The organism is Microcoleus sp. B3-A4 (assembly GCF_036705385.1).
In the GTDB taxonomy this organism is placed as follows: domain Bacteria; phylum Cyanobacteriota; class Cyanobacteriia; order Cyanobacteriales; family Microcoleaceae; genus Microcoleus.
On record NZ_JAUBUI010000041.1, the window covers coordinates 21,444 to 38,421 of the forward strand.

At 45.5% G+C, this 16,978-nt stretch carries 17 protein-coding genes; 8 read left to right on the forward strand and 9 right to left on the reverse strand.

Annotation, left to right across the window (positions count from 1 at the left end; all coding sequences use genetic code 11):
- Nucleotides 1–153 precede the first annotated feature (153 nt).
- Nucleotides 154–1,161 carry an ADP-ribosylglycohydrolase family protein gene (locus QUB33_RS17160; RefSeq protein ID WP_333351818.1) on the forward strand — a complete coding sequence of 336 codons (1,008 nt, stop codon included), beginning with the start codon at nucleotides 154–156 and terminating at the stop codon, nucleotides 1,159–1,161.
- A 101-nt stretch (nucleotides 1,162–1,262) separates the two neighbouring features.
- Here the strand turns inward: QUB33_RS17160 and QUB33_RS17165 are convergent, their stop codons facing one another.
- The 7 genes from QUB33_RS17165 to QUB33_RS17195 form a co-directional block, all read right to left on the reverse strand.
- Entirely contained in the window at nucleotides 1,263–2,672 is a 1,410-nt protein-coding gene (locus tag QUB33_RS17165; protein WP_333351820.1) for a cation:proton antiporter, read from the reverse strand.
- Between the two features lie 189 nt (nucleotides 2,673–2,861).
- Nucleotides 2,862–3,635: a 1-(5-phosphoribosyl)-5-[(5-phosphoribosylamino)methylideneamino]imidazole-4-carboxamide isomerase gene (gene hisA / locus QUB33_RS17170; protein WP_332955518.1), complete on the reverse strand. Its 774-nt coding sequence runs from the start codon at nucleotides 3,633–3,635 to the stop codon at nucleotides 2,862–2,864.
- A 153-nt stretch (nucleotides 3,636–3,788) separates the two neighbouring features.
- Nucleotides 3,789–4,466, reverse strand: a complete 678-nt coding sequence (locus QUB33_RS17175) for a TIGR02117 family protein (RefSeq protein WP_333351823.1) — start codon at nucleotides 4,464–4,466, stop codon at nucleotides 3,789–3,791.
- Between the two features lie 20 nt (nucleotides 4,467–4,486).
- Entirely contained in the window at nucleotides 4,487–5,683 is a 1,197-nt protein-coding gene (locus QUB33_RS17180) for a glycoside hydrolase family 10 protein (protein ID WP_333351825.1), read from the reverse strand.
- A gap of 131 nt (nucleotides 5,684–5,814) precedes the next feature.
- Nucleotides 5,815–6,954 carry a serpin family protein gene (locus QUB33_RS17185; RefSeq protein ID WP_333351827.1) on the reverse strand — a complete coding sequence of 380 codons (1,140 nt, stop codon included), beginning with the start codon at nucleotides 6,952–6,954 and terminating at the stop codon, nucleotides 5,815–5,817.
- Nucleotides 6,955–7,067: 113 nt separating this feature from the next.
- On the reverse strand, nucleotides 7,068–8,288 hold the full coding sequence (locus QUB33_RS17190; protein WP_333351829.1) for an amidohydrolase family protein: 1,221 nt from the start codon (nucleotides 8,286–8,288) through the stop codon (nucleotides 7,068–7,070).
- Nucleotides 8,195–8,512 carry a hypothetical protein gene (locus tag QUB33_RS17195; RefSeq protein ID WP_333351831.1) on the reverse strand — a complete coding sequence of 106 codons (318 nt, stop codon included), beginning with the start codon at nucleotides 8,510–8,512 and terminating at the stop codon, nucleotides 8,195–8,197. Before QUB33_RS17195 ends, QUB33_RS17190 begins: the two co-directional genes overlap by 94 nt.
- A gap of 209 nt (nucleotides 8,513–8,721) precedes the next feature.
- On the opposite strand from QUB33_RS17195, the gene QUB33_RS17200 reads away from it, so the two are divergent.
- From QUB33_RS17200 to QUB33_RS17215, 4 genes are all read left to right on the forward strand, one after another.
- Nucleotides 8,722–9,492 carry a cysteine hydrolase family protein gene (locus QUB33_RS17200; protein WP_333351833.1) on the forward strand — a complete coding sequence of 257 codons (771 nt, stop codon included), beginning with the start codon at nucleotides 8,722–8,724 and terminating at the stop codon, nucleotides 9,490–9,492.
- A 138-nt stretch (nucleotides 9,493–9,630) separates the two neighbouring features.
- On the forward strand, nucleotides 9,631–10,068 hold the full coding sequence (locus QUB33_RS17205; protein ID WP_445299532.1) for a cupin domain-containing protein: 438 nt from the start codon (nucleotides 9,631–9,633) through the stop codon (nucleotides 10,066–10,068).
- A gap of 128 nt (nucleotides 10,069–10,196) precedes the next feature.
- Nucleotides 10,197–11,819, forward strand: a complete 1,623-nt coding sequence (locus tag QUB33_RS17210) for a CocE/NonD family hydrolase (protein ID WP_333351838.1) — start codon at nucleotides 10,197–10,199, stop codon at nucleotides 11,817–11,819.
- A gap of 19 nt (nucleotides 11,820–11,838) precedes the next feature.
- Entirely contained in the window at nucleotides 11,839–12,186 is a 348-nt protein-coding gene (locus QUB33_RS17215; protein WP_333351840.1) for a DUF952 domain-containing protein, read from the forward strand.
- 121 nt (nucleotides 12,187–12,307) lie between these two features.
- Here the strand turns inward: QUB33_RS17215 and QUB33_RS17220 are convergent, their stop codons facing one another.
- The gene (locus QUB33_RS17220; RefSeq protein WP_333351842.1) at nucleotides 12,308–13,564 is read right to left on the reverse strand and encodes a CCA tRNA nucleotidyltransferase; all 1,257 of its coding nucleotides are present in this window, start codon (nucleotides 13,562–13,564) and stop codon (nucleotides 12,308–12,310) included.
- 107 nt (nucleotides 13,565–13,671) lie between these two features.
- Here QUB33_RS17220 and QUB33_RS17225 point away from each other — a divergent pair, with 107 nt between their 5' ends.
- The 3 genes from QUB33_RS17225 to tsaB all read left to right on the forward strand — a co-directional run bounded on the left by QUB33_RS17225 (nucleotide 13,672) and on the right by tsaB (nucleotide 16,613).
- The gene (locus QUB33_RS17225; RefSeq protein ID WP_006632635.1) at nucleotides 13,672–13,920 is read left to right on the forward strand and encodes a Ycf34 family protein; all 249 of its coding nucleotides are present in this window, start codon (nucleotides 13,672–13,674) and stop codon (nucleotides 13,918–13,920) included.
- 219 nt (nucleotides 13,921–14,139) lie between these two features.
- Nucleotides 14,140–15,852 (forward strand): serine/threonine-protein kinase, encoded by a 1,713-nt coding sequence (locus QUB33_RS17230; RefSeq protein WP_333351844.1) that lies wholly within the window; start codon nucleotides 14,140–14,142, stop codon nucleotides 15,850–15,852.
- Between the two features lie 2 nt (nucleotides 15,853–15,854).
- Entirely contained in the window at nucleotides 15,855–16,613 is a 759-nt protein-coding gene (gene tsaB, locus QUB33_RS17235) for a tRNA (adenosine(37)-N6)-threonylcarbamoyltransferase complex dimerization subunit type 1 TsaB (protein WP_333351846.1), read from the forward strand.
- Between the two features lie 44 nt (nucleotides 16,614–16,657).
- Here tsaB and QUB33_RS17240 read toward each other — a convergent pair whose 3' ends face one another.
- A complete protein-coding gene (locus QUB33_RS17240; RefSeq protein WP_333351848.1) occupies nucleotides 16,658–16,921 on the reverse strand; it encodes a hypothetical protein in 264 nt (87 codons plus the stop codon).
- Nucleotides 16,922–16,978: the final 57 nt, after the last annotated feature.

The following is a 16,978-nucleotide window of genomic DNA, read 5'->3' on the forward strand; positions in this document are numbered from 1 at the left end:
TAAATAAAAGAAAAGTGGTCAGCTAAAATTAAAGAAAAAAAGGGGGTATACAAGTAGTTAGTGCCAGCAGGGGGCGCTCTGACTCGCGACAGCAGGCTTTAAGGAGTCGGGGATTTAACATAAGATTAGATCGACCTACTTAAAGCTAGATAAATGACTGTCCCGCGTCTGGAACAATTTAGAGGTTGTCTGATCGGTCAGTGTCTCGGCGACGCTATAGGCTGTAGAGTAGAAGGCTATTCTCCGGAAGTTTGCCAAAACTTTGTCAACTACGAAGTTAGACGCAAAAAAATCAGAGATCGCGATCGCTTCGGCTTGCCTTTTGGTCAATACACGGACGACTCCCAACTCGCCCGCGAACTCCTCCAAAGCTACGTCGCTTGTGGCGAATTCGACCCCAGCGACTACGCCACCCGTATTGCTGACATTTTCGCTCAACAGCGCATTGTCGGGCGGGGTCGAGCGACAGAAGAAGCTGCAAACCGCCTGATTCGGGGCGTTGCTTGGCAAGAAGCTGGTACTCCTGCTCCCAATGCTGGTAATGGCAGTGCTATGAGGGCTGGGCCGATCGGCTTAATATTCTACGATCGCCCGTCCCAGCTTGTACAAGCTGCTTGCGATCAAGGGCGCATCACCCATCAAGATTCGCGGTGTTCTGCGGGGGCTGTGGCGATTGCGGGGGCTGTGGCGATCGCCCTCCAATCTGACATGATGATTGAAACTGAGCCATTTCTCGGTCAACTGAGCGAATGGGTAGGAGAAGTTGATTCTTCCTTTGCCGCTTTGCTCAAAGATTTGACTGATTGGGTCAAATTGCCTCCAGAGTCAGCCGTAGAGTTGATTTCTAAAGCTGGACTCCCGTTAAACTACGAGCACTCTTGGCAAGGAATTTCCCCTTTTGTAGTTGGTAGCGTCTTGTGGAGTTTGTATGCGTTTTTGAGAACGCCTCAAGATTACTGGGAAACTCTCTGCACTAGCATCGCCGTCGGTGGCGATGTGGACACCACCGCAGCAATGGCTTGTGCGATCAGCGGGGCATTTCTGGGCCTAGAAGCCATCCCGAATCAGCTAGCGGAATTTTTGAACGATCGGGGTACCTGGGGTCTGGGCGAACTGATTAAACTCGCTGACAATTGTTATCAGTTGAAAGTGAAGTTGTAGGCGCTTCTAACAACTTAGGACTTATTATTACGGCTAAATAAATTTGGACGATCGACATTTGTTTCTAAATCAGTCGATCGCCCCGACTCAAATTCCCTCAATCAAACGATTTTCTCGCTAGAAAGTTTCCCAGTAGCAGGAGGCTCTACCGTATCGCCAAAGACAATCCGCAGAAAAGGCGGAGCCAAAAAAGTCGTCAGAATCACCATGATAATAATCGACACTTCTAACGGTTTATCCAAAACCCCACTCGCGGAACCGATGGCGGCAAACACTAACCCGACTTCGCCCCGAGGAATCATCCCCACTCCGATCGCCAATCGATTGATTCCCGGCTGACCAAATACCACCCAGCCTGTTACGATCTTGCCAAAAATAGCAACGACAATCAAGAAAGTGGCAATCAAAAGTCCCGCCCGATTATCCGGCACTGCTGGGTTCAAAACTCCCAAATCTGCCCGTGCTCCCACCGTTACAAAGAAGATGGGCACAAATAAATCGGCGATGGGTTTCACCAGTTCATCCAACTCCTTGCGGGCCTCGCTTTCATCCAATACCAAACCAGCCGCAAACGCACCCAAAATCGCTTCGAGATGAATTGCGTTGCCCAGAAAAGCCATAAAGTAGGCAAAAATAAATGCCGGGATGATAATATTGCCGCGAGTTTTGAGTTGACCCACCACCGCCGAAAAGGTTTTGTTGAAGACACCGCCCAGCAGAATCGAACCTAGCAGAAAAACAGTGGCGCTGACAATCAAATAGATGACATTAACAACATCAATCTCCCCGGTTTTGGCTAAACTGGCGACAACAGCCAGGACAATAATTCCTAGCACATCATCAATCACCGCCGCACCGACAATAATTTGACCTTCTTTAGAGTTCAGTTGTCCTAATTCCGACAACACTTTAGATGTAATTCCAATGCTGGTTGCCGTCAAAGCTGCCCCCGCAAAAATTGCTGGAATTGCCGCCGTGTGGAAAATCATCATCAAGCCCGCAGTACCAGCGGCAAAGGGAACTGCCACACCTACGCAGGCGACAACGGTAGCTTGAATTCCGACTTGCTTGAGTTGTTTGAGATCCGACTCTAAGCCAATTTCAAACAGCAGAATAATCACACCTAATTCAGCCAGCACTGACATGACTTCACTCTGCGATTCAAAGACACTTGTGAGGGCGGCAGGAGACAGATGATTAATCGATTGCAGAACTGTCATAATCCCTGAGTCTGAGGCTGACAGGCCGCTTCCGGGAAAAACGATCAAGTGTAAAGCAGATATTCCAATAATCACCCCTGCTACAAGTTCACCCAAAACCGGCGGAAAATCAAACTTTCCAGCCACTTCTGCGCCGATTTTACTGGCGATATAAATCACGACCAAACTGAGCAAAACTCCGCTCATAACGATCGGCGCATTTTCGGCCTCGACTGTTGCTAACAAAGGTATGGGGGCAACTAGAGAAGCCATCCCAGAACTTAAAGCTGTAATTGTATGGTTCAAAAACATGGGTACGATGATGGTAAGAAAGACGATTCTACGCTGACTGTTGACTGTTGACTGTTGACTGTTGACTGATGACTGTTGACTGTTGACTGTTGACTGATGACTGATGACTAATGACTGTTGACTGTTAACTGTGAGTCGGAAAATTGATAACTGTTACATATTGGGTAGCCAGTTAACTCGACATGACTATCAAGCAAAGCTTGAAGAACCCAAATCTGGCGGTACATCCTGCCACCGCCCTTGTCCGACTGCTTGAATTGCTTCTTTTAGCAAGATATCGCCGGTATAAATTGCCCTACCGACGATCGCACTTTTGACACCAATGGGTTCCAAAGCCAGCAAACTCAACAAATCTGCGATCGAACTAACGCCACCGGAAGCAATCACCGGAATCGAAATAGCGTTAGCAATTTCGCGCAAAGATTCCAAATTTGGCCCTTCCATAGTACCGTCGCGGTGAATGTCGGTGTAAATAATTTCAGCAGCGCCTAACTCGGCCATTTTTTGCGCCAATTCTGTTGCTAAAACTTCCGAAGTTTCTAGCCAGCCTCTAGTCGCAACTTTACCATTTCTGGCATCGATGCCAACCAGAATTCTGCCGGGAAATTCGGCGCACAATTCGCCGACTAATTGCGGTTGTTCGACGGCGACAGTGCCGAGAATGACGCGCCGAACGCCTAAATTGAGGATAGCAGCAACAGAAGCGCGATCGCGCATTCCCCCACCTACTTGACAGGGAACGTCTACTGATCGGACGATCGCTTCAATGGCTGCTTGGTTGACTGGATGCCCTGCTTTGGCGCCGTCGAGGTCTACTAAATGCAGCATGGTTGCGCCTTCATTTACCCACTCTCTGGCGACTGCGACTGGGTTGTCGTTAAAAGTTTGAGACTTCGCGTAGTCTCCCTGATACAATCTGACGCATTTTCCATCCAATAAGTCGATCGCTGGAATTACATTCATAATTTTTCCTCAAATTGCTAATTATACCAGTTAAAAAAAAGAATGCAACTTTAGGCAAGCTTCCAACCCATACACAATCATTCATTCCGAATTCTAAAATCTAAAATTTAAAATCTAAAATCTAAAATCTAAAATGGTATTACCCATCACCATTTATTCTTGACATTCGCAACCGCTATTTAAATGAAACATAATCGCCGAAGAAAGCGTTGACCATAAAGGAGTATTGACATCAGCTTTTTGCAAAGATTCGGCCGTCCAGTCGTTGCAAGTTCTCAAAATAGAGTAACTGCCTTTGGCTTCATAAAAACTGTCGCTGTTGTCGTAGCCGTAGCTAATTTTCATTTTATTACCTGCTGCGTCTAATAGAAATGAATTTTTAATAACATTTACCATTTTCAGATAATTTGCGCCGCTAATTTTAACACATTTGGTTTCTATACTTTGGGGAAAAAGCCGATAACTTTGAACGTGTACGGTAGACGGAGTAGGGAGAAATAGCGCCTTGAAAGCTGTAACTGGGTTGATACTTCCTGATGTGGCAGTTTCCAGCATAAAAGCTCTATCTCCCCAGCCAAAAGACAAATATTTATAATCAGAAGTGGCATCCCGCCCTATTTCTGTTAACGGTAAATATTGATTCCAGTCAAAATATTTATTTTTAACTGGAACAATGATTTCGGTGTGGATGCCTTGGTTGGAAATGTATAGAGAGATTGTGCAATCTGCTTGCGAGTAATTTCCCCACTTTCTGGGAGTGAGATAGCCAATTGTTAGGAAACCGCTCAAAGATAAGATGACAATTACTAAGCGCTGTATGATTTTTCTCATTTTAACCGTGGGTTTCAAATTCAGCCTTCGGATGGCGGGCGCTGCATCTTTGTGGGAAAGAATTCTTGGAAGGCATAATTGCGCTGTTCGGGGGTTTCCCTCGCCCAATTCGACAAACTTTCGTAGAAAAAGAACGACACGCCAGCGAAATCTCTTTTTCGCACTTCTTGCACTTGTTCTTGAATTTGTTTGAGGGGGACGGAATTATTTTTAAGACCAGTTAAAATGCCGATCGCAGTTGGAATGTTAAGTTTAGCCAGTTTAACTTCTTCCCGTTCCAGTTCGGCACTAAAACGCTTGATGTCGCTGCGATAAATTTGCAACACAATTTCTTGGATGTAGCCCCGTCTTTCCCAGGTAAACCAGTCCTGCAAGTGGGCGGGTAAAGAAAAGTGAAAAGGGTTCGGAGATAAGCTGACAATACATTTTTCTTTGCGGGATTTGATGGCGCGGGAAACTCTGCCCACGAAGTCGTTGATTTTGTCAGCGCGCCAGCGCACCCAGAAGGTTTCGCGGGCGTCGTCGGAGGGAGGGCTTTTGATTTGTTCCTGATACATTGACACTGTTAACGGCTCGTAGCCAAATTCTACTGGCAAGCCGAAATGGTCGTCAAATTGAATGCCGTCTACATCATAATTATCGACAATTTCTAGGATTAAATCTAAGATAAATTGCTGAACTTCGGGATGAAAGGGATTCAGCCAAACTCGCTCGTGTTTGCCTTCTTTCCAAATAGTTGAACCGTCGCGCCGCTGTGCCAGCCACTCTGGGTGAAGTGTGGCTAATTCCGATTCGGCGGGAGCCATGAAACCAAACTCAAACCAGGGGATTACTGCTATACCTTTTTGGCGGGATTGTGCTATAATTTCTTTCAGGATGTCTCGGTCTTTCAATCCGGGTGATGGGTCGAGCGACTGTCCGAATGTTCGTTGGGCTACAGCACTCGGATAAAGCGTATACCCTCCTTGCCAAACCGTGGGATAGATGGTATTGAAATTGAGTTGATCCAGTCGATTTACAGCGTCAATGATGTTGTTGCGGGAGAAGATAACCTCGCTGTCAATGTTAGTTAGCCAGACGCCGCGCAATTCGGTTGTTGGGGTTTTGGGCGAGGTTTGAGCCAAGAGACGCGGGGATAAAATCGCGGAGGAGGTAAGGGCGATCGCAAAAACAACTATTAAAGCCAGTATGCGCTGCCATTTGTGCAATTTAATCATCAATTTTTCGCAAATATGATTATTTTTAGACTGATATTTTACCGTATAATTAGCTTGTTAGGGTGCGTCAGCGAAGGTTATTTTATTAAAAGTCACTCGAACATTTCCTGACGCACCTAATATTTTTGATATTATTGGGGGTCAACGATGGTACCCATAAATAATATGGTTCCTGTAGTATTGTCTCGAATAGCACAAAAGAATGGACGGTTTACATTCATTTCAAAAGCCGACATAGATCTCGTTAACTCAATTACAGTCACGGCTGCTGCTTCTGTACCTTCTTCGTTAACTTCGACAAATGTCTTGTGTGTGACCGATTCTACTGCTACTTGGCTATCAGTCATGGGGGAAAAGTCTGTTTTCAATCCACCGAAAATTTCTGCCATTCCCAAAGCTATAAGTGTGTCGTTCAGTTTAACTGCATACTCCATTTTGAAGCGCGGTATTTCAATCATTCCACTTTTAACTCTAAATTCTGGCATCCATTTATTCCAGTTTTCGGGCGTTAATTGCTGCGAGAAAGTTGCCAAATTGGTATTGGAGTTTGGCAAGAAAATATACATACTCAGAGCGCCTTTTTTGCCGTAAGGTAAACTGACTGCTTGAAAAGTGTCTGTTTCGTAGCACCGATAAGAGCCACTCTGGGACATCATGGGATGCTGTTTGGAACTGCTGTCTGTTAAATAAAAAGTTTTGTTGGCAGTTTGAGATTTATCAAATGGCGTTTCCCAGTTGCCTTTGAAATAGATGGCGTTAATCAAAAATAAAAGTGTCCTCGGGGTAATTTTAGTGACTATTTTATCAATTTTTCCTTGAGTTTTTTGGCTCACCCAGTTGTTAATGATGCTGAGAGCTTCTTGCGGGTTCTGAAAGTCTATTTCGCTAATATTGGCTTGGTAGTATTGTTGATTTATTTGCAAAAATTCGGGTTTTAATGAGAAGCCTTGTTTGACAAAAAGCGCGTTGGCAATTGATACTTGGATCTTGGGGTCATTTTTTTGCAAACTCTTTTGCAAATTTTGATTTGCTGCGTTGATTGCTTTTGGACTCATTTTCGTTAATTCGAGGGCTTTTGTCATTTCTTGTTTGGTTTCTCCGCTGACTCCGTTGTATGTCATTGACAGTGCGAGGCTGACAGAAGTAGGAGAAATAAAGATATTTTTATTGGGCTGTTGTTTGCTTAGGGTGTTGAACAAGTTAAAAGCAAATTTGGTATTAGCTGCAACAAGTCTGGCGTCTACATTTATCTGGCTGTTAGGCGGTGTCATGGCTAGAGCTTCTGAGTGATTGGGATTTGCGAGGTTGATTGCGTTAATTTTTAGTGGCGGCGCTAATTATGTGATTAAACCGCAAATGATATCATATTCTATTGGTTAATTTTTTAAGAATAACCTTGCAGGTTCATGACTTTTAGATAGTGGGCTTCTATTTCACTTACTGTTTGCGATTGACGCTTGCTCGTCCACTCGCTGCGATCGAATAGTTCCCGCCTCAAAGCATCAACATCGATCGTTTTCACCTTACCTTCTGCGACAATTTGCTTGGCGTTTACCCAAACGCTGTCTACGGCATTAGTCGGGCGTCCCAATATTAGCAAGCCAATCGGATCGGTGCGCGGCAGCAATGATAAACTGGTTAAATCATACAGCACAAAATCTGCTTTTTTACCGACTGTCAATGAACCCATTTCATCGGCAGCATTTAAGCCTTTTGCTCCTCCCAGGGATGCCATTTCTACAGACTGGCGCGGTGTAATCCATTGGCGGTAATCCAAATCCGTGATATTGTGCAAAATCGAACCAATTTTAATCGCTTCCAGCAAATCTTGAGAGTCATTGCTAGCAGCGCCGTCGCAGCCAAAAGATACGTTAACTCCCGCTTGACGGTATTTCAAAATCGGTGCAATCCCGCTTCCCAGGCGCAAGTTGCTAAGGGGATTGTGTACGACTGTCGCTCCAGTTTCTGCCATAATCGCAATGTCAGAATCGTCCAGCCAAACGGAGTGCGCTAAGGAAGTTTGCGGACTCAAATAACCAATTTTTTGCAGGTGTTCGACAGCGCTACAGCCGTATTTTTCGTGAGCTAACTGTTTTTGAGCGGGGGTTTCCAAGAGGTGGGCGTGCCGACAAAGATTGTAGCGATCGCTCAATTCGATGCAGCCTTCAAACAAAGCATCGGAACACAGTTGAATTCCCGTCGGCGCCAACAACATATTAACACCTTTTTCGGGATTTTGAAACTGTTTTATGGCTGTTTCCATTAATTCCAAAGTTGCCTTAGTCGATCGAAGGTAAGCCGCGTGTTCGATGCCGCTATCGCCAGAAGGCATTCCCGCTGTCAGGGATTCATCTTGAATTAACGGCCCGATAAAAGCGCGGATACCGATTTCTTGATAAGCGCGAACGGCGGCGGCGATTGTCTCTAATTCTTGCCCCGGAATCAAAACTAAATGATCGACTACGCTTGTACCGCCCGACAGCAATGTTTCTACCGCAGTTCCCAAGGCGCTCAAATAAACTTGTTCGGGATCGAGAGGCGTAAAATCGTATAATTCGGCAATCCACAACTCCAGCGGCAAAGGGGAATTATGCCCCGTTGCCACATTTCTGAAGAGTGAGTGTGCGCGTTGACAAAACCGGGTAGCAGCAGCTTATTTTTGCCGTCAATAACTGTTTGCCCCCCCCTATCCTTCCCTTGGTAAGCGGGGGAATTAGAGGGTGGATTATTGGGCGCGATCGCACTTATGCAATTATCCACCACTTGCACATCTGCGGTTTCATAACCGCTATCAACCGGAATTAAAGCATTTTGAATTGTAAAGCTCATAGATTTACCCTTTTTGTAAATTTCTATTGATTTTTATTATATAATTGCAGACCGCTAACATTTGCGCTCACGTGTAATAAAGTTAATAAATCCTAAACTCGATCAAAAAGTTACCCTGGATACTTAATTCTAACAAAGATTTAAGATATGACAAGTTAGTAACCATCAAATAGTTATAAGATTGAAATTGTTTTTGAGTCAAAATCCATATGAATCCTGATTCTCTCCGCACTTTGGGCGTACCGCCGAATGCTTGGAAAGTTGATGCCAAAATTGCCGATATCACCCGATCGCCGATCGCGCCTCAACCTGTTACCCTGGAAACAGAAACTAAAACCCTGCGTTTGGACTTAGCAAAAGCAGCAATGTTGGTGATAGATATGCAAAACGATTTCTGTCATCCCGACGGTTGGCTAGCACATATCGGCGTAGATGTAACGCCCGCAAGAACTCCAATTAATCCTTTAAAAAATTTGCTGCCCGAATTGCGATCGCACGCAGTACCAATTATTTGGATAAACTGGGGAAACCGCCCCGATTTGCTCAATATTAGTGCAGCTTCCCGTCACGTTTACAATCCCACAGGCGACGGCGTAGGTTTGGGAGATCCGCTGCCAAAAAACAACGCACCTGTACTGATGGCAGGGAGTTGGGCGGCGCAGGTTGTCGATGAATTAAAACCCAAACCGGAGGATATTTGCGTTGATAAATATCGGATGAGTGGCTTTTGGGATACTCCTTTAGATAGTATCTTGCGGAACCTCGGCAGAACTACACTTTTCTTTGGAGGAGTAAACGCCGATCAGTGCGTCATGGCTACGCTGCAAGATGCTAATTTCCTCGGTTACGACTGTATTTTAGTCAAAGATTGTACAGCTACGACATCTCCCGAGTATTGCTGGCAAGCTACTCTTTATAACGTTAAACAATGTTTTGGTTTTTTGTCGGATTCTCAGGCTATGTTAGAAGCAATTAAATAGTAGGCATTAGTCATTGTCATTAGTCATTAGGAATAAATTTTTGAGTCTCAACTGAGAACTAAGGACTCTGGCTTTTCACTAATGACACCAGCCACCTACCAATTGACAACCAACCATAAAAAAATGACAAACCACTGCATGATTCCTGTTATAAAGTCTCCGAAAGACTACGAAGCATTTCGTATCAGTCCAGGCGATACTAATAGATTAGCGATCGTCTTCGATCCTGTAACAGCTAATGTTTCGTTAACTGTTTGCGTGGAAATTTTCGATGTGGGCGGCAAAACTCCTCCCAACCGCCATCAATTCGCAGTAGAAATGTTTTTTGTACTCAAAGGCAAAGGGCAAGCAACCTGCGACGGCAAAACAGTTGGTATTCAACCGGGAGATAGTTTGTTAGTGCCTCCAACAGGCACTCACCTAATTGAGAATACGGGCAGTGAACGTTTGTACACTTTGTGCATCATGGTGCCGAATGAGGATTTTGTAGAACTAATTCGCAGCGGCACACCAGTCGAACTCGATGAGGAAGATATGAGAGTTCTCAGGCGATCGGATGTACTCGTATCCTGCTAGGTTTGTAGTAAGGAGTGGAGTGCTTAGATGAAAACTATTTCATCAGGTTTGTAGTCAGGGTTTCCGTCCTTAGAAGAAGCACTAAAGCCCTGACTACAAACTTTTTTATTTGATGTTTTTTAGGATTTATGCTGAAACTTTGGCCGAAAGAAACAGCGTCAATGCTAACTAAAGATGCGGTTCGTTTAGATGCTGACATCTATCGCCCCGATGCGGAGGGCGAATTTCCAGTATTATTAATGCGGCAACCTTACGGAAGGGCGATCGCCTCTACAGTCGTATATTCCCATCCCGCATGGTACGCCAAACACGGCTACATCGTTGTCATCCAAGACGTGCGGGGACGCGGCACTTCCGAAGGCGAATTTAACCCTTTTGTTAGCGAAACACAAGACGGTTTTGATAGCGTCAATTGGGCAGCTAATTTGCCGGGAAGTAACGGCAAAGTCGGAATGTACGGTTTTTCCTACCAAGGGATGACTCAACTCTACGCGGCGGCTGCTAAACCAAGCGCATTAATAACAATTTGTCCGGCAATGGTAGGCGGCAATTTATACGCAGATTGGGCCTATGAAGGCGGCGCGTTTTGTCTGCAATCAAATCTCGGCTGGGCAATTCAGCTAGCCGCAGAAACCGCTCGCTTAAAAGGCGATATTTCTGCCTATCAAGCCTTTTATGCAGCTTCGAGAAATCTCCCGCTATACGATAGTTTACCCGCCCGTCCTGAGATTATTAAAAATCTGGGCGCCGACTTATATTACCACGATTGGTTGGATAATTATCGACCCAACGACTATTGGGAAAACTTATCGCCAAACATCAAAGATTTAGACTTGCCCATGCTACACATTGGCGGTTGGTTTGATACTTATTTGCGGGGAACAATCCATCTTTACAAGGAAATGGCGAGCCGGAGCTCCTGTCCGCAGCATTTGATAATTGGCCCTTGGGCGCATTTACCTTGGGGGCGAAAAGTGGGAGCTTTGGATTATGGTTTTGCAGCTTCAAATCCTGTGGATGAGTTGCAAATTCGCTGGTTCGATCGCTTCCTCAAAGGAGTTGATACAGGAATATTAGACGAACGGCCGATTTCGCTATTTGAGATGGGGAGGAATGATTGGCGGAAATTTGATAAATGGCCTAATAATCATAAATCTTATTTTTTAGCAAGTAATGGACTTGCCGCGATGAGAGAAGATGCGGGTATTTTAACAGAGAGTTGCCCGGATGTTTGCACTGAGGATATATTCGTCCATGACCCTTGGCGGCCCATGCCGTCCTTGGGAGGTCACGCTGCATTTCCTGCCGGTTCGATGGAGCGATCGACTATTGACTGCCGCACCGATGTTTTAACATACACTTCGGCACCGCTAACAGCAGATTTGCACTTAGCTGGAGATATAATTGTCGAAGTATTTTGTACCGCCGATGCGCCGAGTTTTGATTTGTGTGCGATACTTTCTGAGGTAAAAGATAGTGGCAGCGTTTACAATTTTAGTCAAGGTTACGTCCGGATGAATTCAGGTGAAACACCTGTAAGAATTGTCCTGCAAGCAACTTGTATGCAAATTGCCAAAGGTAATGCGTTGCGTCTGAGTTTGAGTGCGGCTTGTTTTCCCGCTTACGACGTGAATCCGGGAACTGGTGTACCTCCCGGTGAAGCGCGCGCGATCAATGCTAAAATTATCACGCTGACAGTAAGTTGTGGCGGGAATTCTCCCTCTCAAATTTTGCTGCCAATTCTCAATTAAACCTAGAATTTATTCAATTATGAGCATTATTTTTCACATCACCCGCAGCCAACAGTGGGAAGAAGCAAAACAAGTTCAATCCTATCGCGGAGATACGCTAGATACTGAAGGATTTATCCACTGTTCGACTCTGCCGCAAGTTCTTAGATCTGCTAATAAATTTTTTGTGGGACAAACAGGATTGCTGCTGCTTTGGATTGACTCGGACAAAGTGCAAGCTGAACTTAAGTATGAATTGGCGGCGGGTGATAATTACCCGCACATTTACGGGCCGCTGAATGTTGATGCTGTGTTGAAAGTTGTTGAGTTTGAACCGGGTGCCGATGGCAACTTTGAATTGCCGGAAGAATTAAAAAATGTTGTTTAAGATTCTGATTTTTTAGCATTGTAAACTAACTTTTTAGGGCGGGCTAGAAGCCCACCCCACGGGAAAGTTGAATTTTGTGGAACGGGCATCTTGCCCGTTCTAATTTCTGAAATTTATCAATTTAAACTGACTGATTAACCAACTCTGCCGCCAATTTCAGCGCATCTTCGCGAGTTGCAATTCTACCCTCCACCCGCGCTAATTGAATCTCCATTAAAAATTGACCGATGCGCGGACTTCTGGGCAATTTCAAATATTCCATTAAATCATTGCCGGTAACTAATTGTGTGGGATGAGCAATAATATCATCAGCATCCAGATAGCGATTAATTAACAGTGAAATATCCTCAACCGCAACTCCCGCCGCCACCGCCAAAACCGTTAAAACTGGAAATACTATTCCCACATCCCGAAACAAAAAATACTGTTCTCGCAAAGACATTTCCGCAATAGGTTTTGCTTGCAATTGTGGCAAGTATTTCAAAAGCCCGATCGCACTTTTAATCTCCGCATTGCTATACTTCAACCGCAGCAACTGGGTTTCAGCAATTGTCTGGTCGGAATCTGCCAAAATAGCCAGCTTCGCGACAGCCAACAAAGGCGTTTTAATTGTATCTCGAATCTGATGCCCGAATTCCTTCCCTAATTCCGGGTAAATTGCAGCTAACTTGGCAGCAGATGCGTCAATTTTTGTCAAAATATCGAAACGGTCGATCGCACTTTCAAACCAAATCGAAAACAAACCGTCTTCGCAACCGCGACAAATCCAAGGAACACCGTTAGGATTGCTCAACAAATAACCCAATTCCGTCCGCACCCGTTCCACCGCTACCCGACTCAACAGCGGCGCTAATTCTCGAATCGCCGATTGAGTTTCAGGTTCGATCGCAAAACCCAACTGCGCCGCTTGGCGGTAAGCTCTTAATAACCTCAGCGGATCGTCCTCCAAATTTGACCGCGAAATCATCCGCAGCACACCCAACCGCAAATCAGTTTGACCGTCCAAAGGATCGATGATTTCTCCTGTAAAAGGATTGTAGGCGATCGCATTTATCCGAAAATCCCGGCGCAGCAAATCCCCCTCCAGACTCCCCCCTTCCGCTTGCGCCAAATCCACCGTACCGCCCGCAAACACCACCCGCGCAATTTGGCGTTCCGCATCCAACAAGACAAATCCACCATTCGTGCGATCGGCAATTTTTCGAGCAGTCTTCACCGCCCGTGTTAGCATGACAAAATCCAAGTCAAAATAGTGCGATCGGCGGCCCAGCAACGCATCCCGTACCGCACCGCCCACCAGATAAGCAGGCGGTGTCAGCAGTTTCAAATCAAACGGCCAAGTATTAGGAGATAATGAAGAGGGCAAATTAATCGGCATTGCAACAAAAATCTACAAACTTACAAACAATTAAACTCTTGCTACGCTAGATTAACAGAAAGCTCAAATTTCACCAATCTTTTTGAAATGCACAGAGGATATCAAGAATGTGTATTTGTATTAACTGCCACTATGTAGACCGCTGCTTCACCTACCACGCCGTAGAAGAACAGCACGAACAGCTTCACCTCACCGAAACACCCGATTTCGACCCCGTAGAACCCACCATCAACGTCAACATCCGTCCCCGCCAAGACGAAATTGAAATGGAATGGGATGTAGTCGGGTGTCAGAGTTTCAAGCAAGAGACCGGCAAATGGGCAAAATTGCGGCCAGGCGAACTCGTCCCGACTTAAGGAAGAAGGAAGAAGGAAGAAGGAAGAAGGAAGAACGAAAAAATAAAACGCTCTCATTTTCTTGTTTCTTCTTTTTACCCGCTTTTCAATTTTCCATTTCCAATATTCAATTTCCAATTTTCAATTACCGATGCCCGATGCCCGATGCCCGATGCCCGATGCCCAATTCCCCATTCCCAATTAAAAATCTAAAATCTAAAATCTAAAATCTAAAATCCAATGTGCTATTGCTTAAACCCAACTTGTCAGAATCCGCACAACCCAGGGGATGCAGAATTGTGCCAAAGTTGCGGCTCAAAATTGTTGTTGACTATTGACGCAGAAACGCCATCAGCATCTCGCTACCGAACCATAAAGCCGATCGGGCAAGGAGGCTTTGGCCGAACATTTCTAGCAGTTGATGAAACCAAACCCCTGATTTTTTCGCAGTGCGTAATCAAGCAATTTTTGCAGCAAAATACCGCAGCCGAAAAAGCCGCTCAACTATTTCACCAAGAAGCAGCCCAGCTAGAAACCTTGGGAAAACATCCCCAGATTCCAGAATTAATCGCGCATTTTGAACAAGACGGGAGACAGTATTTAGTACAAGAATTTATAGACGGCAAAAACCTAGCCAGAGAATTAGAACAAAAAGGAGCATTCACCGAAACTCAAATTCGGCAAATCCTCAACGATTTATTGCCAGTGCTCCACTTCGTCCACAAATCCAAAGTCATTCACCGCGATATCAAACCAGAAAATATCATTCGCCGCCGACTAACTCCAGCCCCTTTACCCGCCTTAGAAAATTCCTATCAACCCTCTCCTTTCCAAAAAGATATTGTTTTAGTAGACTTTGGTGCAGCTAAGAAAGTAACAGCAACCGGGTTGCCGCAAACTGGTACAATCATCGGCAGTGCTGCTTATACAGCCCCAGAACAATTGATGGGGAAAGCAGTTTTTGCCAGCGATATCTACAGTTTGGGCGTTACCTGCATTCACTTGTTGACTGAAATTCCTCCCTTCGATTTGTTCGACAGTACAGAGGATTCTTGGGCTTGGAGAAATTATTTGAAGACTGCTGTTAGCGACGATTTGGGCCGCATCCTCGACACCATGCTTCAAAGTGCCACCAATAGGCGCTACAGTTCAGCATCAGCAGTCATCCGGCACTTGAACCCCAAACCGGTGTATTTAGACGCAGAGCCTGTGCTAGACGCGCCGGAAACGCCCGCAGAACGGGTGGTTACACCTGCGCCCGGTGTCTCGCTTTTCACTCGCCAACAGCAAGCCGAAATTCAGCAAGCTTTGCAAGAGGATCTCGCCCCCTACAATGTTACAATCCAAGTCAGTCAAGCCAAGCAACAGCTCAATATCGTCATCAACAGAACCGAAGATAACCCCGTTTACTATCCGCACTTATCTCAAATAATTGCCACCAGACTCACCGATTTGCAGTTAAATAAAGTCGCAGCCGTGAAGCTGTTGGGAAGAGTCAACAATTCTCGCCGCCCGGAGTGGAAGCAAATATTGCAAATCGATCCCAAGATTCAATTGAGAAACAAACTCGTGCGGCTGCAACACAATCAATTACTCAAGAAAATCGCCCCTGTTACTACCCAAGAATTTTGGCTGCCGAAGTTGAAAACTCAGGATTTTTGGATAGATGCGCTAATGTTTGCCTTAGTTTGGTTTATCTTTGGCTCTCAAATAGTCATTTTTAATTCTTGGTTTGCGCTAATAGTTACGTCGGGTTTTATGGCGGTGAAACATCAAGTTTCCCAACACAAAGAATTTGCCAATAAAAATTTATTTGCAAGTTTAGTTGTGCTGTTTTTGATGACTGGGGGGATGGGTAATTCGAGGATTTTAAATACGGGAATATTTGGCATTCTTTTGGGTTGCTTAGTTGTCGCTTTGCCTCTGTTTTTTGTTAAGGAAAATTACCACTAATCGTGAATAGCAATCCCCAAGACGGAACATCAGTTAAAAAATACGGCTTAGCCCTGCACACAGCTAGTCGCGAACTCGGTTTAGCCATCAGCAATTTTGCCGGGGATTCTCGCTGCCAAACTTGGAATTTGGATCGCGATTTAGCAACTCATTTGCATCAGTATTTAGTCGAATTTATTCAGCCGCAAAATTGGGCGGATTTGGCTTTTATTGCAGTGGCGAAGGGGCCCGGAGGTTTCACGGGGACTCGGATGGGTATGGTGACGGCGCGGACTTTGGCTCAACAGTTGGATATTCCGGTTTTTGCGATTTCAACTTTGGCGGCTGTCGCTTGGGCGGAACCCCCCCAACCCCCCCTTGCTAAGGGGGGGCTTTTGAGTGCAGAACCTTCCGTTGCTAAGGGGGGGCTTTTGAATACGGAACCCCCCCAACCCCCCCTTGCTAAGGGGGGGCTTTTGAGAGATGATATCGCGCTGCAAATGCCTGCACAGCGGGGACAATTGTTTGGGGCGGTTTATTCAGTTAACAAAGATTCTGGTTTAATTGAGTTGTTTCCTGAGACGGTGATGACTCCTGAATCTTGGCAGGAAAAGTTGGATAATTGGGGGAATTATTATCAGTTGATTGAAGTTGGTAGCGAGTTGGGTTGGTCGGTTTCTAGTGTGTTGGAATTGGCTTATTTGGAGTGGCAAATGGGAAGTCGTCCTGATTGGTCGGATGCTTTGCCTTTTTACGGTCAACATCCGGTTAAGGGACACTGAATATTGGGAATAGGGAAATGGGTAATTGGTAATTGGTAAATTGTTTATTTAAGGGCGATACAAACTTCGAGGCAAAAAGTTAATGTTAGCGGGTCTGGGTTTTCGCTTCGCAATCGATCGATCTCAGCTCGATCGCAGCCGCGAGATTCCATGAAATCGAGCATCCAGTTCGTTATTGTAGCGAGATCGATGTATTTTGCTCCGAGACAAACAGGGCAAATTTCTGGGCTGAGGGTACCGGTGCCGCCGCATTCGGGGCAATCCCAGTGGGTTGTTACGGGATCGGGGGTAGTTAGGATGTTGTTCATGCTGGGAAAAAGTACGCGCGGCGTAGCGATCCCGTAGGGAATCGCACCTACTCGTTC

Coding starts and splice junctions, on each gene's coding strand:
- QUB33_RS17225 (WP_006632635.1), top strand. CDS start 13,672: ATGTGTATTTGTATTAACTGCCACTATGTAGACCGCTGCTTCACCTAC.
- QUB33_RS17180 (WP_333351825.1), bottom strand. CDS start 5,683: ATGATTAAATTGCACAAATGGCAGCGCATACTGGCTTTAATAGTTGTT.
- QUB33_RS17175 (WP_333351823.1), bottom strand. CDS start 4,466: ATGAGAAAAATCATACAGCGCTTAGTAATTGTCATCTTATCTTTGAGC.
- QUB33_RS17205 (WP_445299532.1), top strand. CDS start 9,631: ATGATTCCTGTTATAAAGTCTCCGAAAGACTACGAAGCATTTCGTATC.
- QUB33_RS17215 (WP_333351840.1), top strand. CDS start 11,839: ATGAGCATTATTTTTCACATCACCCGCAGCCAACAGTGGGAAGAAGCA.
- QUB33_RS17160 (WP_333351818.1), top strand. CDS start 154: ATGACTGTCCCGCGTCTGGAACAATTTAGAGGTTGTCTGATCGGTCAG.
- QUB33_RS17220 (WP_333351842.1), bottom strand. CDS start 13,564: ATGCCGATTAATTTGCCCTCTTCATTATCTCCTAATACTTGGCCGTTT.
- QUB33_RS17240 (WP_333351848.1), bottom strand. CDS start 16,921: ATGAACAACATCCTAACTACCCCCGATCCCGTAACAACCCACTGGGAT.
- QUB33_RS17230 (WP_333351844.1), top strand. CDS start 14,140: ATGTGCTATTGCTTAAACCCAACTTGTCAGAATCCGCACAACCCAGGG.
- QUB33_RS17200 (WP_333351833.1), top strand. CDS start 8,722: ATGAATCCTGATTCTCTCCGCACTTTGGGCGTACCGCCGAATGCTTGG.
- QUB33_RS17195 (WP_333351831.1), bottom strand. CDS start 8,512: ATGAGCTTTACAATTCAAAATGCTTTAATTCCGGTTGATAGCGGTTAT.
- hisA (WP_332955518.1), bottom strand. CDS start 3,635: ATGAATGTAATTCCAGCGATCGACTTATTGGATGGAAAATGCGTCAGA.
- QUB33_RS17165 (WP_333351820.1), bottom strand. CDS start 2,672: ATGTTTTTGAACCATACAATTACAGCTTTAAGTTCTGGGATGGCTTCT.
- QUB33_RS17185 (WP_333351827.1), bottom strand. CDS start 6,954: ATGACACCGCCTAACAGCCAGATAAATGTAGACGCCAGACTTGTTGCA.
- QUB33_RS17210 (WP_333351838.1), top strand. CDS start 10,197: ATGCTGAAACTTTGGCCGAAAGAAACAGCGTCAATGCTAACTAAAGAT.